This window comes from Pantoea sp. X-Soil-TKNS-1279 (genome assembly GCF_059730565.1).
On the sequence record NZ_AP035948.1, the window covers coordinates 3,353,355 to 3,372,615 of the forward strand.

The 19,261-nt window shown below is 54.8% G+C and carries 20 protein-coding genes; 4 read left to right on the top strand and 16 right to left on the bottom strand.

Annotated features, from left to right (window positions below):
• Nucleotides 1-74 precede the first annotated feature (74 nt).
• Entirely contained in the window at nt 75-851 is a 777-nt protein-coding gene (tam, locus tag AC6I8N_RS15720; RefSeq protein WP_497829435.1) for a trans-aconitate 2-methyltransferase, read from the bottom strand.
• 166 nt (nt 852-1,017) lie between these two features.
• On the opposite strand from tam, the gene AC6I8N_RS15725 reads away from it, so the two are divergent.
• Nucleotides 1,018-1,905 carry a dihydrodipicolinate synthase family protein gene (locus AC6I8N_RS15725; RefSeq protein WP_497829436.1) on the top strand — a complete coding sequence of 296 codons (888 nt, stop codon included), beginning with the start codon at nt 1,018-1,020 and terminating at the stop codon, nt 1,903-1,905.
• Between the two features lie 34 nt (nt 1,906-1,939).
• Here the strand turns inward: AC6I8N_RS15725 and AC6I8N_RS15730 are convergent, their stop codons facing one another.
• Together AC6I8N_RS15730 and mltB are read right to left on the bottom strand one after the other, a co-directional pair.
• Nucleotides 1,940-2,278 (bottom strand): zinc ribbon domain-containing protein YjdM, encoded by a 339-nt coding sequence (locus tag AC6I8N_RS15730; protein WP_497829437.1) that lies wholly within the window; start codon nt 2,276-2,278, stop codon nt 1,940-1,942.
• Between the two features lie 86 nt (nt 2,279-2,364).
• Nucleotides 2,365-3,447, bottom strand: a complete 1,083-nt coding sequence (mltB, locus tag AC6I8N_RS15735) for a lytic murein transglycosylase B (RefSeq protein WP_021184513.1) — start codon at nt 3,445-3,447, stop codon at nt 2,365-2,367.
• Between the two features lie 345 nt (nt 3,448-3,792).
• Here mltB and mutS point away from each other — a divergent pair, with 345 nt between their 5' ends.
• Nucleotides 3,793-6,354, top strand: coding sequence for a DNA mismatch repair protein MutS (mutS, locus tag AC6I8N_RS15740; RefSeq protein ID WP_497829438.1), 2,562 nt, complete (start codon nt 3,793-3,795; stop codon nt 6,352-6,354).
• A 166-nt stretch (nt 6,355-6,520) separates the two neighbouring features.
• Here mutS and rpoS read toward each other — a convergent pair whose 3' ends face one another.
• The 13 genes from rpoS to cysG form a co-directional block, all read right to left on the bottom strand.
• Nucleotides 6,521-7,513, bottom strand: coding sequence for an RNA polymerase sigma factor RpoS (gene rpoS / locus AC6I8N_RS15745; protein ID WP_013510222.1), 993 nt, complete (start codon nt 7,511-7,513; stop codon nt 6,521-6,523).
• A 50-nt stretch (nt 7,514-7,563) separates the two neighbouring features.
• A complete protein-coding gene (nlpD, locus tag AC6I8N_RS15750) occupies nt 7,564-8,652 on the bottom strand; it encodes a murein hydrolase activator NlpD (protein WP_415175589.1) in 1,089 nt (362 codons plus the stop codon).
• A 160-nt stretch (nt 8,653-8,812) separates the two neighbouring features.
• A complete protein-coding gene (locus AC6I8N_RS15755) occupies nt 8,813-9,439 on the bottom strand; it encodes a protein-L-isoaspartate(D-aspartate) O-methyltransferase (RefSeq protein ID WP_497829439.1) in 627 nt (208 codons plus the stop codon).
• The gene (gene surE, locus AC6I8N_RS15760; protein WP_497829440.1) at nt 9,433-10,194 is read right to left on the bottom strand and encodes a 5'/3'-nucleotidase SurE; all 762 of its coding nucleotides are present in this window, start codon (nt 10,192-10,194) and stop codon (nt 9,433-9,435) included. The genes AC6I8N_RS15755 and surE overlap by 7 nt, the downstream gene beginning before the upstream one ends.
• Nucleotides 10,175-11,218 (bottom strand): tRNA pseudouridine(13) synthase TruD, encoded by a 1,044-nt coding sequence (truD, locus tag AC6I8N_RS15765; RefSeq protein WP_021184518.1) that lies wholly within the window; start codon nt 11,216-11,218, stop codon nt 10,175-10,177. The genes surE and truD overlap by 20 nt, the downstream gene beginning before the upstream one ends.
• Nucleotides 11,215-11,697, bottom strand: a complete 483-nt coding sequence (ispF, locus tag AC6I8N_RS15770; protein ID WP_497830702.1) for a 2-C-methyl-D-erythritol 2,4-cyclodiphosphate synthase — start codon at nt 11,695-11,697, stop codon at nt 11,215-11,217. Before ispF ends, truD begins: the two co-directional genes overlap by 4 nt.
• On the bottom strand, nt 11,697-12,413 hold the full coding sequence (ispD, locus tag AC6I8N_RS15775) for a 2-C-methyl-D-erythritol 4-phosphate cytidylyltransferase (RefSeq protein ID WP_021184520.1): 717 nt from the start codon (nt 12,411-12,413) through the stop codon (nt 11,697-11,699). Before ispD ends, ispF begins: the two co-directional genes overlap by 1 nt.
• Before the next feature lie 3 nt (nt 12,414-12,416).
• Nucleotides 12,417-12,734 carry a cell division protein FtsB gene (ftsB, locus tag AC6I8N_RS15780; protein ID WP_036626556.1) on the bottom strand — a complete coding sequence of 106 codons (318 nt, stop codon included), beginning with the start codon at nt 12,732-12,734 and terminating at the stop codon, nt 12,417-12,419.
• Nucleotides 12,735-12,905: 171 nt separating this feature from the next.
• Nucleotides 12,906-13,226 carry a DUF3561 family protein gene (locus tag AC6I8N_RS15785; protein ID WP_021184523.1) on the bottom strand — a complete coding sequence of 107 codons (321 nt, stop codon included), beginning with the start codon at nt 13,224-13,226 and terminating at the stop codon, nt 12,906-12,908.
• A 54-nt stretch (nt 13,227-13,280) separates the two neighbouring features.
• Nucleotides 13,281-13,886 (bottom strand): adenylyl-sulfate kinase, encoded by a 606-nt coding sequence (gene cysC, locus AC6I8N_RS15790; protein WP_021184524.1) that lies wholly within the window; start codon nt 13,884-13,886, stop codon nt 13,281-13,283.
• Nucleotides 13,886-15,313 carry a sulfate adenylyltransferase subunit CysN gene (gene cysN / locus AC6I8N_RS15795; RefSeq protein WP_497829441.1) on the bottom strand — a complete coding sequence of 476 codons (1,428 nt, stop codon included), beginning with the start codon at nt 15,311-15,313 and terminating at the stop codon, nt 13,886-13,888. Before cysN ends, cysC begins: the two co-directional genes overlap by 1 nt.
• Before the next feature lie 10 nt (nt 15,314-15,323).
• Nucleotides 15,324-16,232: a sulfate adenylyltransferase subunit CysD gene (gene cysD / locus AC6I8N_RS15800; RefSeq protein ID WP_021184526.1), complete on the bottom strand. Its 909-nt coding sequence runs from the start codon at nt 16,230-16,232 to the stop codon at nt 15,324-15,326.
• Nucleotides 16,233-16,241: 9 nt separating this feature from the next.
• Nucleotides 16,242-17,657, bottom strand: coding sequence for a siroheme synthase CysG (gene cysG, locus AC6I8N_RS15805; protein ID WP_497829442.1), 1,416 nt, complete (start codon nt 17,655-17,657; stop codon nt 16,242-16,244).
• A 246-nt stretch (nt 17,658-17,903) separates the two neighbouring features.
• Between cysG and AC6I8N_RS15810 the strand changes: the two genes are divergently transcribed.
• Nucleotides 17,904-18,923: an aminopeptidase gene (locus tag AC6I8N_RS15810; RefSeq protein WP_021184528.1), complete on the top strand. Its 1,020-nt coding sequence runs from the start codon at nt 17,904-17,906 to the stop codon at nt 18,921-18,923.
• 9 nt (nt 18,924-18,932) lie between these two features.
• A complete protein-coding gene (locus AC6I8N_RS15815; protein WP_208723732.1) occupies nt 18,933-19,217 on the top strand; it encodes a YciI family protein in 285 nt (94 codons plus the stop codon).
• Nucleotides 19,218-19,261 lie beyond the last annotated feature (44 nt).

Genomic DNA, 19,261 nt, shown 5'->3' on the forward strand with positions numbered 1-19,261 from the left:
TTAACAGGAAATGGTGCAGCGAAGGACCCTTTTCAAGCCTGATGTTGCGTTTTGCGCGCGGGCTTCCACAAGTTTCAGCGGGTTTTCATCGCCACCATAAAAAGACGCGGGAAAGCCAGCAAAACCTTGCCATTGCTACGGCTCGGATAAGCAGGAATTAATCGCTGATGATATTCCACTAAAAAGGCTTTTTGCTGGCTTTCATCCAAACCAGCGAGGAAAGGACGCAATCCCGTTGCACGCAACCAGGTAATGATGGCCTGCGCATCGGACATAACGTGGTAATAAGTGGTGCGCCAGATATCAACCTCACAGCCAGCATCGTTCAGCAAATCATAATACTGTTCGGTGGTAAGTAAGCGTTTACGATCGGCAGCCTGGGGCGAAATATGAGTTCGCCAACGCTCAGTCGCCGCCACTTCACGCATCAGGCGATGTGAGGGTTCCTCAAGGTTATCAGGCATCTGAATCGCCAGAGAACCACCGATATCGAGCTGACTGACCAGATGCGGCAGCAACGTCTGGTGATCGCCCAACCATTGCAATGAGGCGTTGGCGTAAATCACCTGCTGCGGTTGCTCCGCCTGCCAATGACGAATGTCAGCCTGCGCAAAACGGCAATCCGGAAGGCGCTCGCGTGCCTGCTCCAACATGGCCTCTGAACTGTCGATGCCGGTGACGATCGCTTCCGGCCATGCCTGTGCCAACAATTCAGTACTGTTACCCGGCCCACACCCCAAATCCGTGGCATAGCGCACATCAAGGGTTGCAATCCGTGTCAGCAACTCGCGGGCTGGCCGAGTCCTTTCTGTTTCAAACTGCCGATACAGCTGTGGATTCCAGTCTTGCATTTGAACGCTCCTGTTTTACCCGAAGAACCAAACACTACCCGCTTTTTCCACTTTGCAGGGAGGAAAAGTGCGGTATCTCACCTTTTTTAACATCAGGGTCTGGTCAGTCATGACAATGGGCATTAAGTTAAAACGACGTTTCATTTTTCATAACAAGGAGTTTGCTATGGCTACACAACCTGCACTGGCTGGTGTCTGGTGTCCGTCGGTAACCCCTTTTGATAGCCACGGTAACGTGGATGTTGATGCCCTGGGTCGCCACTTTTCCCGGCTCAATGATTCAGGAATTGATACAATTTTGTTAATGGGCAGCATTGGCGAATTTGCTTCGCTCACCCAGCAGGAAAGGCTGCGTTTGCTGCGCGAAGCCCGCCAGCTCTCGCCATTAACGATGGTCGCGAACGTATCCAGTACCTGCGTGCCAGATATGCTGCAACTGGCTGAAAGCGCATGGCAAAACGGTTTTGATGCGGTGATGGTGCTGCCGCCTTATTACTATGGTCAGACGCAAAAACAATTGCTGAGCTACTTTAAAGTTCTCGACCGACAATTGGGTGGCAAATGGTTCGCCTATAATTTCCCGGCGCGCACTGGTTGCGATCTGACACCGACCCTGGTGGCTGAGCTGGCGGCAGAATTGCCCAATTTTATCGGGATTAAAGATACCGTTGATTGCCTGTCACACAATCGTGCGCTGATTGAAGAAACACGAAAAGTCCGTAGCGATTTTGCCGTGCTGTCGGGGTATGACGAATACTTGCTGCCTAATCTGCTGGCAGGGGGAGCTGGCGTGATTTCAGGTCTGAATAATATCGTGCCGGAGTTGTTTGCGCAGGCAATGCAGGCGTGGCGAGCAGGAGATTTGCGCCAGTTAACCACCATTCAACAACGCATCGGTCAATTAATGGCGATCTATACCATTGGTGATGATTTTGTCACTACTATCAAAACTGCCGTCGCCCGCCGTTTTGAGTCAATGGCCAGCCATTCGCGCAACTACGGCGGTGAATTGAGTGCGGCGCAGTGCGCGGAAATCGATCGCCTGCTGGCATAAAAAGGAATACGGGCGGCGCTAAGCCGTCCGATCATCAGTTCTTTTTCACGAACTCAGATTTGAGCTTCATCGGCCCAAAACCATCGATTTTACAATCGATATTGTGATCGCCTTCAACCAGACGAATGCTTTTAACTTTCGTGCCGATTTTCAGGGTCGAAGAGCTACCTTTGACTTTCAGATCTTTGATAACGGTGACGCTATCACCATCCACCAGCAGGTTGCCATTTGCATCGCGCACCACCAGTCCATCAGTTGCTGCATCGTCAGCACCCAGAGACCAGATATGGCCGCAAGATGGACAGTTCAGCTTCTCGCCATCCTGCCAGGTATAGTCAGCGTGACATTCAGGACAGGCCGGTAAGGTATTCATAAGCGCTCCTCAGAGAAAAAGTCGCGGCAAAGATGGCGCCGCAAAAGGGGCGCCATCTTATCTCCTTACTAACTGTAAGGACAGCATTAAAATATCGCACCCTGCCGCGCTTTACTGACAGCTTCACCCAGTTGCCACACCGCCATAGCATAATGCGTGCTGTGATTGTAGCGAGTTATGACATAGAAATTGGGCAGCCCGTACCAGTATTGATAACTGGTGCCGAGATCGAGGCGCAACAAACTGGCCTGCTGGTTACCGTCAAGCGAACCTTGAGGCGTCAAACCACTCGCTGCCAGCATGCTGACCGGGTACATGGTTTTAAAACCATTTTCCAGTGCAGGTGCCTGGCCACTGGCGGGGACGGCAACCGTCTCGCCAGCCCGCCAGCCATGCGCTTTGAAGTAATTAGCGACGCTGCCGATGGCATCAACCGGATCCCACAAATTGATATGTCCGTCGCCGTTGAAGTCGACCGCATACTGCTTATACGAAGAAGGCATAAACTGGCCGTACCCCATCGCCCCGGCAAAAGAACCACGGAGATCCAGCGGGTCATCCTGTTCGGTACGCGCCATCAGCAGGAAGGTTTCCAGCTCACTGCTAAAGTAGGCTGCACGGCGTGGATAGCTGAACGAAAGGGTTGCCAGCGCATCCAGCAAACGGGTTTTACCCATTACCCGGCCCCAGCGTGTCTCTACGCCAATAATGCCGACAATAATTTCCGGCGGCACACCATATACCTGCTGGGCACGTTGCAGCGCATCCTGGTATTGATTCCAGAAGGCAACGCCGTTTTGCACATTATCAGGGGTGATAAATTTATTGCGATAACGAATCCAGGCACCGTTAGGCCCAGTGGGTGGTGTGTAGCTCGGTGCCTGTTGGTCCATCAGACGCAGCACGTAATCCAACCGCTTTGCCTGACCAATTACCGCATGCAATTGTTGGCGGTCAAAACCATGCTTCGCCACCATCTCGTCAATAAATTTTTCAGCAGCGGGATTACCGGCAAAATCGCCAAACATGGGCTGATTTGCATGGGATGCATCCAGTAAAAAGCCCCCCTGCGGGGCAGAAACAACAGCGGGCTGCTGAGATGTATGAGGCTTACTGCTACAGGCAGCAAGCAGAGCAATAAGCGGGAGAAAAGCAACCTTAAAACGCATCGGATATCCATAAACCAGACGAAACTAAAGCACACATATTAATCGTTCAGATACCCGACTTACAGGGCAATATCTTAAATTTACGTCAGTTATCTCTGCCATCGTGCTGACAGACAAAATTTGCGACCCATCTCCATACTTTACTCTTTTCCCGTTTTTTTATTTTTTCCTGACGCAGCAATTTGTTATGGTCGGCAACCGAAAAGCCCGTGGGCGGATGAAGGTGATGCCGTAAAAATGGTAACATCCCCTCTTTCGTTGTTGCCCCATCGTGATGACGACATCTTCCCCTGTGGCAACCATGCGCCGCAGGTCATCAAAGAGTAAATATAAAGTGAGAAAGAGATGAAAGGAGCAGAGCAAATGGACTTCAGCGCCCATACGCCCATGATGCAGCAATACCTGCGTCTGAAGGCCGATCATCCTGACATTCTGTTGTTCTATCGCATGGGCGATTTTTATGAGCTTTTTTACGATGACGCAAAACGCGCCTCGCAGCTGCTGGAAATCTCTCTCACCAAACGTGGTGCGTCAGCAGGCGAACCCATTCCGATGGCAGGTGTCCCCTATCACGCCGTTGAAGGTTATCTGGCGAAACTGGTCCAGTTAGGAGAATCGGTCGCAATTTGCGAGCAAATTGGCGATCCCGCGTTGAGCAAAGGTCCGGTCGAACGCAAAGTCGTACGTATTGTCACCCCAGGAACCATCAGCGATGAAGCTCTGCTACAGGAGCGTCAGGACAATCTGCTGGCCGCCATTTTCCAGAGCCAGCGTGGTTTTGGCTACGCCACGCTGGATATCAGTTCAGGACGTTTTCGCCTGAGCGAACCCGGTGATCAGGAAACGATGGCTGCCGAGTTGCAGCGTACTAACCCGGCCGAATTACTCTATCCCGAAGATTTTCAGGCGATGTCGCTTATCGACCAACGACGCGGCCTGCGTCGTCGCCCACTTTGGGAATATGAAATCGATACTGCACGCCAGCAGTTAAACCTGCAATTTGGCACGCGCGACCTCAACGGTTTTGGCGTTGAACAGGCGCATCTGGCGCTGCGCGCGGCGGGATGTCTGCTGCAATATGTCAAAGATACCCAACGCACCTCACTGCCGCATATCCGCTCGCTCAGTATGGAACGCCAGCAGGATAGCGTGGTCATGGATGCTGCCACGCGTCGCAATCTGGAAATCACGCAAAATCTCGCCGGAGGCACCGACAATACCCTGGCTGCCGTGCTGGATAAAACCGTCACGCCGATGGGCAGTCGTATGCTGAAACGCTGGTTACATATGCCATTGCGTGATGTCGACACCATCGCACGTCGTCAGGAAGCGATTGCGGAATTACAGGCGCACAGCGAAGAGCTACAACCGGTTTTACGTCAGATTGGTGATCTGGAGCGTATCCTTGCCCGTCTGGCGTTGCGCACCGCACGCCCGCGCGACCTGGCGCGTATGCGCCATGCCTTCCAGCAGTTGCCTGAGCTGAATACCCTACTGCAAACGGTGAACGCGCCACAACTCACGCAGTTGCGTAGCCAGATGGGCGAGTTCAGCGAACTGCGCGAATTGCTGGAAAATGCCATTATTGAATCACCGCCAGTTCTGGTGCGTGATGGCGGGGTGATTGCGCCAGGTTATAACGCCGAACTGGATGAGTGGCGCGCGCTGGCCGACGGTGCCAGCGATTACCTTGACCGCCTGGAAATTCGTGAGCGAGAAAAACTGGGGCTGGATACGCTTAAAGTTGGCTTTAACGCAATTCATGGTTACTACATTCAGGTTAGCCGTGGTCAAAGCCATCTGGTGCCCATCCATTATGTGCGCCGCCAGACGCTTAAGAATGCCGAGCGCTATATCATTCCTGAGCTGAAAGAGTACGAAGACAAGGTGCTGACCTCAAAAGGGAAAGCGCTGGCTCTGGAAAAAGGCCTGTACGACGAGCTGTTTGACCGCCTGCTGCCACATCTTGAAGCCCTGCAATTAAGCGCGGCGGCGCTGGCCGAACTCGATGTACTGAGTAACCTGGCGGAGCGCGCCTGGACCCTCAACTATTGCCGTCCGGTGCTTCAGGAGAAAGCGGGGATCCGCATCACGGGAGGTCGACACCCGGTGGTGGAGCAGGTTCTGAAAGAACCCTTTATCGCCAACCCGCTTTCGCTGTCGGCACAGCGACGCATGCTGATTATTACCGGCCCCAACATGGGCGGTAAAAGTACTTACATGCGTCAGGCGGCATTGATTGCGCTGATGGCCTGGATCGGCAGCTTCGTGCCTGCTGAAGAGACGGTAATCGGCCCTATCGATCGCATCTTTACCCGCGTGGGGGCGGCTGACGATTTGGCGTCCGGGCGTTCTACCTTTATGGTGGAAATGACCGAAACGGCCAATATTCTGCATAACGCCACCGAGCATAGTCTGGTGTTGATGGATGAAATCGGTCGCGGCACTTCAACCTATGATGGTCTGTCGCTGGCGTGGGCCTGCGCCGAAAGCCTGGCTAACCGTATCAAAGCCATGACGCTATTCGCCACCCACTATTTCGAGCTGACAACGCTACCAGAAAAAATGGAAGGCGTGGTCAACGTGCACCTGGATGCCGTGGAACACGGTGACACCATCGCGTTTATGCACAGCGTGCAGGATGGCGCGGCCAGCAAAAGTTATGGCCTTGCCGTAGCGGCGCTGGCGGGTGTACCGAAAGAGGTGATCAAACGAGCCCGTCACAAGTTGAAGGAGCTGGAAGCGCTGTCGGGGAGCACTGCCGCCTCGACGGTGGAAGGTTCTCAGTTACCATTACTGGTAGCGGACACCTCACCGGCAGTGGAAGCGCTGGAAGCATTGGATCCCGATACCCTGACGCCACGTCAGGCGCTGGAGTGGATATATCGCCTAAAAACGCTGGTATGACAAGGGGTTAGCAGTGGCGGTGCGATTTACCGCGCCGCTACGGAATGTACGTCAGCACCAGGGTCTACAACCCTGCTTAAGGGATCGTGTGTAAATCACCATCCTGAATCGCAGGTATAAAAAAACGGTGACCAAGTGGTCACCGTTTTTATGTAGCGATTACGGTTTATTCACGAAACAGCGCTTCAATATTCAGGCCCTGAGTCTGCAAAATTTCACGCAGACGACGCAGCCCTTCCACCTGAATCTGACGAACACGCTCACGGGTCAAACCGATTTCGCGGCCCACATCTTCAAGCGTTGCCGCTTCATAGCCCAACAGGCCGAAACGACGCGCCAGCACTTCACGCTGCTTGGCATTCAGTTCAAACAACCACTTAACGATGCTTTGTTTCATATCATCGTCCTGCGTGGTGTCTTCCGGGCCGTTATCTTTTTCATCGGCCAGGATATCCAGCAGCGCTTTTTCGGAATCACCACCCAACGGTGTGTCAACCGAGGTAATACGCTCGTTGAGACGTAGCATACGGCTTACATCATCAACCGGTTTGTCCAGCTGTTCGGCAATCTCTTCGGCACTCGGCTCATGATCGAGTTTGTGCGAAAGTTCACGCGCGGTACGCAGATAGACATTTAACTCTTTAACAATGTGGATAGGCAGACGAATAGTACGGGTTTGGTTCATGATTGCCCGTTCAATGGTCTGACGAATCCACCATGTGGCGTAAGTCGAGAAGCGGAATCCACGTTCCGGATCAAACTTCTCTACAGCACGAATGAGGCCGAGATTACCCTCTTCAATCAGATCCAGCAGCGCCAGACCACGATTGCTGTAACGACGGGCAATTTTCACCACCAGACGTAAGTTACTTTCAATCATGCGGCGACGAGAAGGAATGTCGCCTCGTAATGCGCGGCGGGCAAAGAACACCTCTTCTTCCGCCGTTAACAATGGAGAATAACCAATCTCTCCGAGGTAGAGCTGCGTCGCATCTAAAACGCGTTGCGTCGCACCCTGTGACAACAACTCTTCTTCCGCTACATCGTTATCACCAGGTTCGTTCTCAACGAGAGCCTTCTCATCAAAAACCTCAGCTCCGTTCTCCTCGAATTCCGCATCTTCGTGTAACTCGTTAACTTTCAGCGTATTCTGGCTCATAAGCGGCTCCTACCCGTGATCCAAGGGCAGAACACCTGGGTTCTGCCGGATTATCGTTGCGGTAAGTAACGCAACGGATTTACGGATTTCCCCTTGTAACGAATTTCAAAATGCAATCGTACTGAACTGGTTCCGGTGCTACCCATCGTAGCTATTTTTTGCCCAGCTTTAACTTCCTGTTGTTCCCGGACCAGCATTGTGTCGTTATGGGCGTAGGCACTCAGGTAGTCATCATTGTGTTTGATGATGATTAAATTACCGTACCCACGGAGCGCGTTGCCTGCGTATACCACCCTACCCGAAGCAGTGGCGACAACAGGTTGTCCACGCGAACCGGCGATATCGATCCCTTTGTTTCCGCCTTCCGCAGCGGAGAAGTTATCGATAATCTTCCCATCAGTCGGCCAACGCCAGCTTCCCACCGGGGTTGTGCTATCCGTCGTGCTGCTGACTGTGGGTGGTGCGATAACCGGAGCTGTGGTCGTTGCCACATTATTTGCCCCTTTCGACGGCAACAATTTGCTGCCTGAAGAATTACCCGAATCATCAGAATACGTAATAACAGGTTGCTGTGCAACCGGGGCAGATTTAATTTGCGAAGAACCCGGTGTGACAGGTACGCCACCCTGAGTTGCATCAGCGGCAGTGATAGCGTTACCACCGGTAATTGACTGTCCGGCACCGTTCCCAACCTGCAACGTTTGCCCGGCGTTCAGGCTATACGGGGCGGGGATGTTGTTACGTTGCGCCAGGTCGCGATAATCATTGCCGGTAATCCACGCAATATAGAACAAGGTGTCGCCACGTTTAACGGTGTAAGTTTCGCCACCATAGCTACCTTTCGGAATATTCCCATAATTTCGGTTGTACACAATGCGACCATTTTGCGTCGTCACATTATTATTACCACTAATCATTCCGCCCGATGGCGGTGCAGAAGGTACGCCACCGCTTAACATTCCGCCGTGCGGCATCGTAGGTACGCCGCCACCCGAGGTATCGCTCATACCACCGTTGCCACCGATCTGGCTGATGGGTGCTTGTGTATTATCGCTGGAGCTACAGCCTGCCAGCCAAAATCCGACCAGTGTCAGTGCCGCCAGACGGCGTAATTGAAATGTTGTGCTTCCCGTGCTCATTGATCCCCCGTGATGGCAATCCTGGATATGACTGTGTCTGCGCAACCGCATTTTACACTGCATAATGCAGCTGAAACGGCCTTTAGCATTGATTAACAAGGATAGTAACAAGATCAACTGCGCCGTGCCATGTAACAGTTGTGAACAAGTACGAAGAGCTTCAGGCCAGGTCGCCCTGTACTAAAGGCACAAAGCGGACGGGTTCGATAATCTCTTCGATCATCTCATCCCCCTGACGGCACAGACGTTTTAACACTTGTTGATCTTCCCCAACTGGCAGCACCATTCTGCCGCCGTCACGCAATTGTGCTATCAGCGCAGTCGGAATTTCAGGAGGTGCCGCCGTAACGATAATGGCATCGAACGGACCGCGTGCGGCCCAGCCCTGCCAGCCGTCACCGTGGCGAGTTGAAACATTATGCAGGTCGAGTTGCTTCAGGCGGCGTTTCGCCTGCCACTGCAACCCTTTGATGCGTTCTACGGAATAAACGTGATTGACCAGATGGGCCAGAATTGCCGTCTGATAGCCTGAACCAGTACCAATTTCCAGCACGCGCGCGTCAGCATTGAGTTCCAGCAATGCCGTCATGCGCGCCACCATATAGGGCTGTGAAATGGTCTGCCCACTACCGATCGGCAACGCGACATTGTCCCAGGCTTTGTGTTCGAAGGCTTCGTCGATAAAACGCTCACGCGGCACATCGGCGATGGCTTTCAGCAGATGTTCATCATGGATACCCTGGGCGCGCAGTTGCGCCAACAAGGTTTCAACGCGCCGGTTCACCATGCCAAATCCACCTCCGCCTGGGTCAACCAATCGCTTAACACCACCTGCGCCGCCGAGGCGGTCAGGTCAACATGCAACGCGGTGATCGAGACATAACCCGCATCCACCGCGGCAAAATCGGTATCCGGGCCAGCATCCAGTTTCTCTCCCGGCGGCCCAATCCAGTACAGGGTGTTGCCACGCGGATCTTGCTGGCAGATGACCTGGTCGGCAGGATGACGGCTGCCACAACGCGTCACGCGGAAGCCTTTCACTTCCTCCAGCGAGAGATCAGGCACATTGATATTGAGAATACGACCGGTGCGCAGCGGTTCACGCGTTAACGCCCGCAACAACGCGCAGGTAACAGCGGCAGCCGTGGCATAATGTTGATGCCCATTCAGCGATACCGCCAGCGCCGGTAAGCCAAGATGGCGACCTTCCATCGCGGCGGCCACGGTGCCGGAATAAATCACATCATCACCGAGATTGGGACCGGCATTGATACCGGAGACCACAATATCCGGACGCGGTTGCATCAGGGCATTCACCCCCAGAAACACGCAGTCGGTCGGGGTGCCCATCTGCACGGCGATATCACCATTTTCATGGGTAAAGGTACGAAGCGGTGTCTCCAGCGTCAGCGAGTTTGACGCGCCGCTGCGATTGCGATCGGGTGCGACCACCTGGACTTCAGCAAACTGGCGCAGTGCGCGCGCCAGGGTCTGAATGCCCGGAGCATGAATGCCGTCATCATTACTCAGCAATATCCGCATCGTTACCTTCTTGTTGGAGAAGCTCACGCACGACGCTGGTAGCAAAGCTGCCCGCAGGCAGCCAGAACGCCATCTCCAGCGTCACATCATCCCACCAGTTCCAGTGCAAGTCCTTTGGCACCACACGCATCGCGCGGCGTGCCGCATCAACACGTTCACGCTCAAGCAGTGTAATCAATTCTGCCGCACCTGCCAGGCTGTGCTGTTCAAATTCAAGCGCTTCCACCTGGGTGCCCCAGTCGCCACGACCAGGCAACGGCGCGGTGATCCGCAGTTCATCCTGATTCACGCGCTGTTGCAGTTCAGTCAATTCTTCTGTCTGCGCGACGAACCAGCTACCACGCCCGGTCAGTTGCAAGGCATCGCCGCTCATCACCGCGTCGAGATTGCCGTCTCGCTGCAAACGTGCGCTGGTGACCTGATTAAACAGATGACTGCGGGTGGCCGAGAGCAACAAGCCTTTTTTGTTGCGATCGCGTGGGCGGAAGCGATCCTGCGCCCACTGCTGTGCCTGGGTCAGATTATTACCCTCACGGCCAAAACGCTGCTCACCAAAATAGTTCGGCACACCGCTTTTCTGAATTTTCTGTAAACGCTGTTCCACCACGGTCTGATCCGAGATTTGACGGATCACCAGACGAAACGCATTCCCCGCCAGCGCACCGGTACGTAGTTTACGCTTGTGGCGCACCACCTGCAGGATTTCTACGCCTTCCAGCTTAAATTCAGACAGATCAGGCATCGCGTTGCCCGGTAAACGGAAACACAGCGTCTGCTCGGTCACCGCATGGCGGTCTTTCATCCCGGCATAGCTGAGATCACGCACATGCACGCCGAGAAACTTCGCCAGCGCTTCGGCGACAAAGCGGGTATTGCAACCGATTTTACGGATGCGTACCAGCAACTGTTCACCTTCGCCGTCATAGGGATAACCAAGATCCTCAATGACAACAAAATCTTCTGGATTGGCTTTAATCACGCCGGTGGCGCGCGGCTTACCGTGCAGGTACAGCAGTTCACTCATGCGCTAGCCACCTTCACCAGCAGTGCCACAGCTTCACAGGCAATACCTTCGCCACGCCCGGTAAAACCCAGTTTTTCCGTGGTGGTCGCTTTAACATTCACCTGATCCATATGACAGCCAAGAACTTCAGCGATATTCACACGCATCTGCGGTACATGCGGCAGCATTTTCGGCGCCTGGGCGATGATGGTGACGTCAACGTTACCGATCTGGTAACCCTTCTGCTGAATACGGCGCCAGGCTTCGCCCAGCAAACCACGGCTATCCGCCCCTTTATAAGCCGGATCGGTATCAGGGAACAGTTTACCGATATCTCCCATCGCCACTGCGCCCAGCAGCGCATCGGTCAACGCGTGCAGTGCCACGTCGCCATCAGAATGAGCAATAAAACCGTGTTCGAAGGGAATACGCACCCCACCAATCACCAGAGGACCCTCGCCTCCAAAGGCGTGGACGTCGAAGCCGTGACCGATACGCATCATGCGCTCTCCTTTAACTGAATCTGGGTAAGATAAAAGGCCGCCAGCGCCAGGTCTTCTGGCCGCGTCACCTTAATGTTATCACTGCGGCCGCTCACCAGTTCGGGATGGTAACCGCAGTATTCCAGCGCCGAGGCCTCATCAGTGATGGTCGCGCCCTCATTCAGGGCACGCGTCAGGCAGGCCATCAGCAGCGCATGGGGGAAAAATTGTGGCGTCAGCGCGTGCCATAAATCTTCACGCTCAACGGTGTGCGCAATGGCGGCTTTACCCGGTTCGGCGCGCTTCATGGTATCGCGCACCGGTGCCGCCAGAATCGCGCCCACTTTGCTGTGCTGACGCACCGCCAGCAGACGCGCTAAATCATCAGGATGCAGACACGGCCGCGCCGCATCATGCACCAACACCCACTCCCCGTGCGTCACCGCTTGTAAACCGGCCAGCACCGACTCGGCGCGTGTCTCACCGCCGGTGACGCGCAGCACGCGGGTGTCCTGCGCCAATGGCAGCGAATCAAACCAGCCATCATCGGGACTGATAGCAACAATCACCTGTTTAACCGCAGGATGTGCCAGCAAACGAGCAACGCTATGTTCAAGAAGGGTGAGTTGACCGATGGTCAGATACTGTTTCGGGCAGGCAGCCTGCATGCGGCTGCCAATACCGGCAGCGGGCACTACGGCGATCACATCCGCAGAGGAAGAGTGGTTGTTCATGGTTTATCGTTGTTGATTTTGCGCAGCTTGTTGCGCGTTACGTTTGCTCTGGTCTGGCACCAGACGATAGAAGGTTTCACCAGGCTTGATCATGCCCAGCTCATTACGTGCGCGCTCCTCAATAGCCTCAGAACCGCCGTTGAGATCGTCAATTTCGGCGAACAGCTGATCGTTACGCGCTTTTAGTTTGGCGTTATTCGCCTGTTGTGACGCAACATCATCATTGACGCGCGTATAATCATGGATCCCGTTTTTGCCCAGCCACAACGAATACTGAAGCCAGCCGAGCAAAACGAGTAGTAATAGCGTCAGTTTTCCCATCCCAGCCCCCTGAAAAACGGCTCAATCATCCCATAACTTCGCGCCGGACTCCACTCCAGCAACGAAAATGCCGTTTACGGACAATTGTCCGTACAAATATTGATTCACTGGTGCGGCAATTGGCAGGTAAAGTTTTGTAACCTGCCGACGCGTTTGCACATCAGGCACGGCCTACCAGCCGGAGAGAAATGAGAAGAGTAGCCAGAACAGGCATACCACCACGATCGCCGTCACCACTCCACTCCAGAACAGATGACCACGCATCATCAGGCTGAGGACAATGCCAATCAGCACCGATACCGGCAGCAGAGCAAGGAAGAACGGCCAGGTATAGAGGAAGAAAAACAACGTATTGGAACCGTAGAGCAGGAACGGAATTGCCAGCGCACACCAATACGAGAGAAAACCAATCACACCACCCGGTAGCGACGAGCGAGGCTCATCCTGGGTGCGTTCATCTTTGCGTGCCAGCATAGGGGTAACGTTCTGCATAGAGTTCCTGTTGACGCTAATCGCGGCAAATCGTGGTGATTTGCCGCTGTCTATTCAGGATCTGATGATATCGCGGTGACGCAGCAGGTCTAACAATTGGGCGGTGAGTTTTGTAACCAATTGTTCACCATCGAGGTGGATTTCCGGCGCCTCTGGCGCCTCATAAACACTGTCGATACCGGTGAAATTGCGCAGTTCTCCGGCTCGCGCTTTTTTATACAATCCTTTCGGATCGCGCGCTTCACACACCGATAGCGGCGTGTCGACAAAAACTTCCACAAACTGCCCATCCGCCAGCAGGTCACGCACCATCTGACGTTCAGCGCGATGCGGCGAAATAAAAGCGGTCAGCACCACCAGCCCGGCATCCACCATCAGTTTGGCCACTTCACCGACGCGACGAATGTTCTCTTTACGATCGTCATCACTGAAGCCGAGGTCACGGCACAGGCCGTGACGCACGTTGTCACCATCCAGCAGATAGGTACTGACGCCAAGCCGATGTAGCGCCTGCTCCAGCGCCCCGGCCACCGTGGATTTGCCCGAGCCAGACAGCCCGGTAAACCACAGCACCACACCCTGATGGCCGTGCTGCTGCTCACGCTCAGCACGGGTCACCGGATGATCGTGCCACACCACGTTTTCATCGTGTTGCGCCATTACTGACCACCCAACAGGTCGCGTGCATTCCAGTGCGGGAAATGACGACGAATCAACGCATTCAGCTCCAGCTCGAACTCGCTGAACTGGCTTGCCTGGGCGTGGTTAGCGCTCTGCGGTTCTTCAATCAATCCGGCACCCACGGTAACGTTGCTCAGACGATCGATGAAAATCATGCCGCCCGTTACCGGGTTGTCGCGATATTTGTCCAGCACCATCGGCTCATCAAAAGTGACTTCCACCAGACCAATGCCGTTAAGCGGCAGACTGTCGGCGCTGCGTTTTTCCAGCGTGTTGATGTCGAACTGATGGATCACTTTTTCCACCCGGCCACGCGCTTTCTTACCGGCGATCTTCACGTCATAGCTCTGGCCCGGCTGTAGCGGCTGCTCGGCCATCCACACCACGTTAACGGTGGCGGATTGCACCGATTTCAGCTCGGCTCCCGCATCAACCAGCAGGTCACCACGGCTGATGTCGATCTCATCTTCCAGCACCAGGGTAATGGCTTCTCCGGCAGCAGCTGCCTGCAAATCGCCATCAAAGGTCACGATGCGCGCAATCGTCGATTCCACGCCCGATGGCAGCACCTTCACGCGTTGGCCGACCTTGACCACACCCGACGCCAGCGTACCGGCATAGCCACGGAAATCGAGGTTTGGACGATTCACGTACTGCACCGGGAAACGCATCGGCTGATGATCCACCACGCGCTTCAGTTCCACCGTTTCCAGCACATCGAGCAGGGTCGGGCCGCTGTACCACGGCATGGTTTCGCTCGGCGATGCCACGTTATCCCCTTCCAGCGCCGACATCGGTACAAAGCGAATATCGAGGTCTTCTGGCAACTGCGCGGCGAAATCGAGGTAGTCCTGCTTGATCTGTTCAAACACGTCCTGTTTGTACGCCACCAGATCCATTTTGTTGATCGCCACCACCAGATGCTTGATGCCGAGCAGTGTGGAGATAAAGCTGTGACGGCGGGTCTGATCCAGCACGCCTTTACGCGCATCGATCAACAGGATCGCCAGATCACAGGTGGACGCACCGGTCGCCATATTACGGGTGTACTGCTCATGTCCCGGCGTGTCGGCGATGATAAATTTGCGCTTCTCGGTCGAGAAATAACGATAGGCCACATCAATGGTGATGCCCTGCTCACGCTCGGCCTGCAAGCCATCCACCAGCAGCGCCAGATCGAGTTTCTCGCCCTGGGTGCCATGACGTTTGCTGTCGTTGTGCAGCGAAGAGAGCTGATCTTCATAAATCTGGCGGGTATCGTGCAGCAGACGGCCAATCAGTGTACTTTTGCCATCGTCAACGCTACCGCAAGTCAGGAAACGCAGCAGGCTTTTATGTTGTTGCGCGGTCAGCCAGGCTTCCACGCCGCCCTGATCGGCAATCTGTTGTGCAATAACGGTATTCATCTGCGTCTCCTTAGAAATAACCCTGACGTTTCTTCAGTTCCATCGAACCGGCCTGGTCGCGGTCAATCACACGGCCCTGGCGTTCGCTGGTAGTGGAGACCAGCATCTCTTCAATAATTTCCGGCAACGTTTGTGCTTCGGACTCCACCGCACCGGTCAGCGGCCAGCAACCGAGGGTACGGAAACGCACCATACGCTGTTTGATTACTTCGCCCGGTTGCAGGTCGATGCGGTCATCATCCACCATCATCAACATGCCATCGCGCTCCAGTACCGGACGTGGTGCCGCGAGATACAGTGGCACAATCTCGATGTTTTCGAGGAAGATGTACTGCCAGATATCCAGTTCGGTCCAGTTGGAAAGCGGGAACACGCGGATGCTCTCACCTTTGTTAATCTGGCCGTTGTAGTTGTGCCACAGCTCCGGGCGCTGGTTTTTCGGATCCCAACGGTGGAAGCGGTCGCGAAACGAATAGATACGTTCTTTGGCGCGGGATTTCTCCTCATCGCGACGCGCGCCACCAAAGGCCGCATCGAAGCCATATTTGTTCAGCGCCTGTTTCAGGCCCTCGGTTTTCATGATGTCGGTGTGCTTAGCGCTGCCATGCACAAACGGGTTGATGCCCATAGCGACCCCTTCCGGGTTACGGTGCACCAGCAGTTCTGCACCCATCGCCTTGACGGTGCGATCGCGAAACTCGTACATTTCGCGAAATTTCCAGCCGGTATCAACATGCAGCAGCGGAAATGGCAGCGTACCCGGATAGAAGGCTTTACGCGCCAGATGCAGCATCACCGAGGAGTCTTTGCCGATGGAGTACATCATCACCGGATTACTGAACTCGGCCGCCACCTCGCGGATGATATGGATACTCTCTGCCTCCAGTTGGCGCAGATGAGTGAGTCGGTTTTGGTCCATAATTTTTCCTCAAGCCAAATTGACAACGGCGGACTCGCGAGTCCCCTGCTGTGCTGAATGTTGAAACCAGGCGAGTTGCCCGTGCAAATTCACAACTTCACCAATCACCAGCAAGGCTGGCGTCGGCGCGACGGCGGCCAGCGCCTCCAACTGGTCTAAGGTGCCGGTCAGCACCTGTTGATCCTGACGCGTACCGCGACCAATCACCGCGACAGGTGTCGCCGGATCGCGCCCATGTTCTATCAGTCCGGTGGCTATTTCCGCCGCCTTCACCGTGCCCATATAGATCGCCAGCGTCTGACGTGCGCGTGCCAGTGACGGCCAGTCGATGCCGTTGCTGTCTGCGCGGCACTGACCGGTAATAAACATCACGCTTTGCGCATGGTCACGGTGAGTTAAAGGGATACCGGCATAGGCGGTTGCGCCTGCGGCTGCGGTAATACCCGGCACCACCTGAAACGGGATACCAGCGGCTTTGGCGGCCTGTAACTCTTCGCCGCCACGGCCAAAAATAAAGGGATCGCCACCTTTAAGGCGCACCACGCGTTTACCTTGCTTCGCCAGTTGCACCAGCAGGCGATTCGTCTCTTCCTGCGGGACAGAATGAGCACCGGCGCGTTTGCCAACACAAATCCGGTCAGCATCACGACGCACCAGTTCCAGCACCTCGTCACTGACCAGATGGTCATACAGCACCACATCGGCCAGTTGCATGACCTGCAAGCCACGCAGCGTCAGCAAACCACTGTCGCCAGGGCCTGCACCCACCAGGGTAATTTCGCCCTGATTGTCGCTGTCGTTTTCCAGCTCGCGATCCAGGGTGCGACGCGCTTCATTGACGTTACCCGCTGCCATCTGGCTGGCAAACAGGCCGTTAAAGGCACGTTCCCAGAAACGGCGGCGTTCTGACATCTGACGGTAACGCTGTTTCACTTTGTCACGCCATTGCCCGGCAACCTCGGCCATTTGCCCAAGGTTGGCCGGCAGCAGCGCTTCAATTTTTTCGCGCAGCAGGCGAGCCAACACCGGCGCGGTGCCACTGGAGGAGATCGCCACCACCAGCGGCGAACGATCGACAATCGAGGGAAAGATAAAGCTGCATTTCGGCTGGTCGTCCACCACGTTCACCAGCTTGTGACGCGCGTTGGCTGCTTCAAATACCTGGCTGTTGAGGGCGTTGTCATCGGTGGCGGCAATCACCAGAAACACGCCATCCAACTGCGCCGCATTAAAGGTCTGTGCAATCCACTCAATCGCCGCAATCTCATGCAGCGCCTGCAACTCATGACCCAGCTCACGCGCAGCGACCAGCACGCGTGCCCCGGCGCGTCGCAGCAGCTCGATTTTGCGCGCAGCAATGTCGCCACCGCCGACAACCAGCACCGGACGGTTTTTGAGATCGGCAAAAAGAGGCAGATAATCCACGTTAACCTTGTCAGTTTTACAATAAGTTAACGCGACTATACGTCCCTGCCTTCTGGCAGATGAAATTACGAATTGGAATGAGTAGTTACCGAATGGAATAACGGGCCGGGATTGTTGAGAACATTTTGTGCTTAGCAAATGATATTGCTGGCGTTTCGGAGCAATTCAAATTGTGTAATACCGGTCACAGTTTCATACTAAAGCAGATTTTTTTTAGCATGACGGGATGTCAGAAAAGGACACATTATGTTTGCCACCCTCCGCCGCGCCCTGCTGGCAGCAGTGATAGCGGGCGGTTTTCCTCTCCTTGCTCAGGCCACAGACAGCGTACCCGGGCAGTTTGCCGAACAACAATTGCGCCATATCGCAACCTATTTTCCAGGCCGGATGAGTGGTAGCCCGGCAGAGCTGATGACGGCGGATTACCTGCGTCAGCAGTTCACTCAGCTAGGTTATCAGAGCAATACCCGTCAGTTTAATACCGGTTATAACTGGCGCGAAAAACAGGGTCAGATGCGCTGGCACAAAGTCACTGCCACTTCGGTGATCGCCGCGCGTGCCGGTAGCGCGCCACAGGAGATCCTGATCGTGGCGCATCTTGATACCTGGACGCCACTCAGCAGCCGTGAAACCGACAACAACCTTGGCGGTCTGCGTTTACAGGGCGTGGATGACAACGCCTCCGGCCTTGGCGTAATGCTGGAGCTGGCGCAACAGTTAAGCAAAACGCCGTTGCATTATGGCGTGCGCTTTGTGGCGCTGAGTGCCGGTGAAACCGGGCTGCACGGGATGGATGATTATCTGTCGCGTATGGATGCCAAAGAGAAGAAAAACACCCTTTTGGTGATTGATCTGAACAGTTTGATCGTGGGTGATCATCTTTACTTTAACAGCGGGATCAATACCCCCTCCGCCGTGCGTAAGCAAACCAGCGGCCGTGCCGTGCAACTGGCGCACCGTCTGGGGATATCTGCTGTGACCCATACCTTAACCGCACGGGATTATCCGGGTGTGAATCCCTTCGATAAAGCCGGGTTGCCGCTGCTGGACGTGACGGCCAGCAACTGGGCGCTGGGTAATAAAGATGGCCAACAGCAGCGCGCGCGTAGCCGCCACTTCCCGGATGGCAGCGTACGCCACCAAACCGAACGTGATAGTTTGAACTATCTCGACCACTGGCTACCGGGGCGTATCACGCAACGCACGCGTGATAGCGTGAAAATTCTGTTGCCACTGCTCACCGAGCTGGCGAATCCAACAACCTGAGGATCTGATATGTACGTGGTTTATCTGAACTATTTCCGCCCGGTGGCCGAAGTGGAAACGCTGCTCGCGCCACATATTGAGTGGCTGGATCGCTATTTCGCCAGCGGCGCGTTTATTGCGGCTGGACGTAAAGATCCGCGTACCGGCGGCATGGTGCTGGTAAAGGATATGGAACGTGCTGAGTTGGATGCGATCCTGGCGGAAGACCCCTTTGTCGCGGTGGCGAATTACGACGTAACCAAGGTGAATGTGACGCGTGCCAGTGAGGCATTTGCGGCATTAACTGGAATTTAATCACCGAACCGTAGCGGCGCGATTTATCGCGCGGCTACGGTGAG

Bases quoted from the DNA above. Each gene is read 5' to 3' on its own strand.
- nlpD (WP_415175589.1), bottom strand. From the start codon at position 8,652: ATGAGCACGGGAAGCACAACATTTCAATTACGCCGTCTGGCGGCACTG.
- surE (WP_497829440.1), bottom strand. From the start codon at position 10,194: ATGCGGATATTGCTGAGTAATGATGACGGCATTCATGCTCCGGGCATT.
- cysN (WP_497829441.1), bottom strand. From the start codon at position 15,313: ATGAATACCGTTATTGCACAACAGATTGCCGATCAGGGCGGCGTGGAA.
- AC6I8N_RS15815 (WP_208723732.1), top strand. From the start codon at position 18,933: ATGTACGTGGTTTATCTGAACTATTTCCGCCCGGTGGCCGAAGTGGAA.
- AC6I8N_RS15755 (WP_497829439.1), bottom strand. From the start codon at position 9,439: ATGGTGAACCGGCGCGTTGAAACCTTGTTGGCGCAACTGCGCGCCCAG.
- cysD (WP_021184526.1), bottom strand. From the start codon at position 16,232: ATGGACCAAAACCGACTCACTCATCTGCGCCAACTGGAGGCAGAGAGT.
- ftsB (WP_036626556.1), bottom strand. From the start codon at position 12,734: ATGGGAAAACTGACGCTATTACTACTCGTTTTGCTCGGCTGGCTTCAG.
- AC6I8N_RS15730 (WP_497829437.1), bottom strand. From the start codon at position 2,278: ATGAATACCTTACCGGCCTGTCCTGAATGTCACGCTGACTATACCTGG.
- cysC (WP_021184524.1), bottom strand. From the start codon at position 13,886: ATGGCGCAACACGATGAAAACGTGGTGTGGCACGATCATCCGGTGACC.
- mltB (WP_021184513.1), bottom strand. From the start codon at position 3,447: ATGCGTTTTAAGGTTGCTTTTCTCCCGCTTATTGCTCTGCTTGCTGCC.
- mutS (WP_497829438.1), top strand. From the start codon at position 3,793: ATGAAAGGAGCAGAGCAAATGGACTTCAGCGCCCATACGCCCATGATG.
- truD (WP_021184518.1), bottom strand. From the start codon at position 11,218: ATGAGTGAACTGCTGTACCTGCACGGTAAGCCGCGCGCCACCGGCGTG.
- AC6I8N_RS15725 (WP_497829436.1), top strand. From the start codon at position 1,018: ATGGCTACACAACCTGCACTGGCTGGTGTCTGGTGTCCGTCGGTAACC.
- rpoS (WP_013510222.1), bottom strand. From the start codon at position 7,513: ATGAGCCAGAATACGCTGAAAGTTAACGAGTTACACGAAGATGCGGAA.
- ispD (WP_021184520.1), bottom strand. From the start codon at position 12,413: ATGAACAACCACTCTTCCTCTGCGGATGTGATCGCCGTAGTGCCCGCT.
- AC6I8N_RS15810 (WP_021184528.1), top strand. From the start codon at position 17,904: ATGTTTGCCACCCTCCGCCGCGCCCTGCTGGCAGCAGTGATAGCGGGC.
- ispF (WP_497830702.1), bottom strand. From the start codon at position 11,697: ATGCGTATCGGTCACGGCTTCGACGTCCACGCCTTTGGAGGCGAGGGT.
- tam (WP_497829435.1), bottom strand. From the start codon at position 851: ATGCAAGACTGGAATCCACAGCTGTATCGGCAGTTTGAAACAGAAAGG.
- AC6I8N_RS15785 (WP_021184523.1), bottom strand. From the start codon at position 13,226: ATGCAGAACGTTACCCCTATGCTGGCACGCAAAGATGAACGCACCCAG.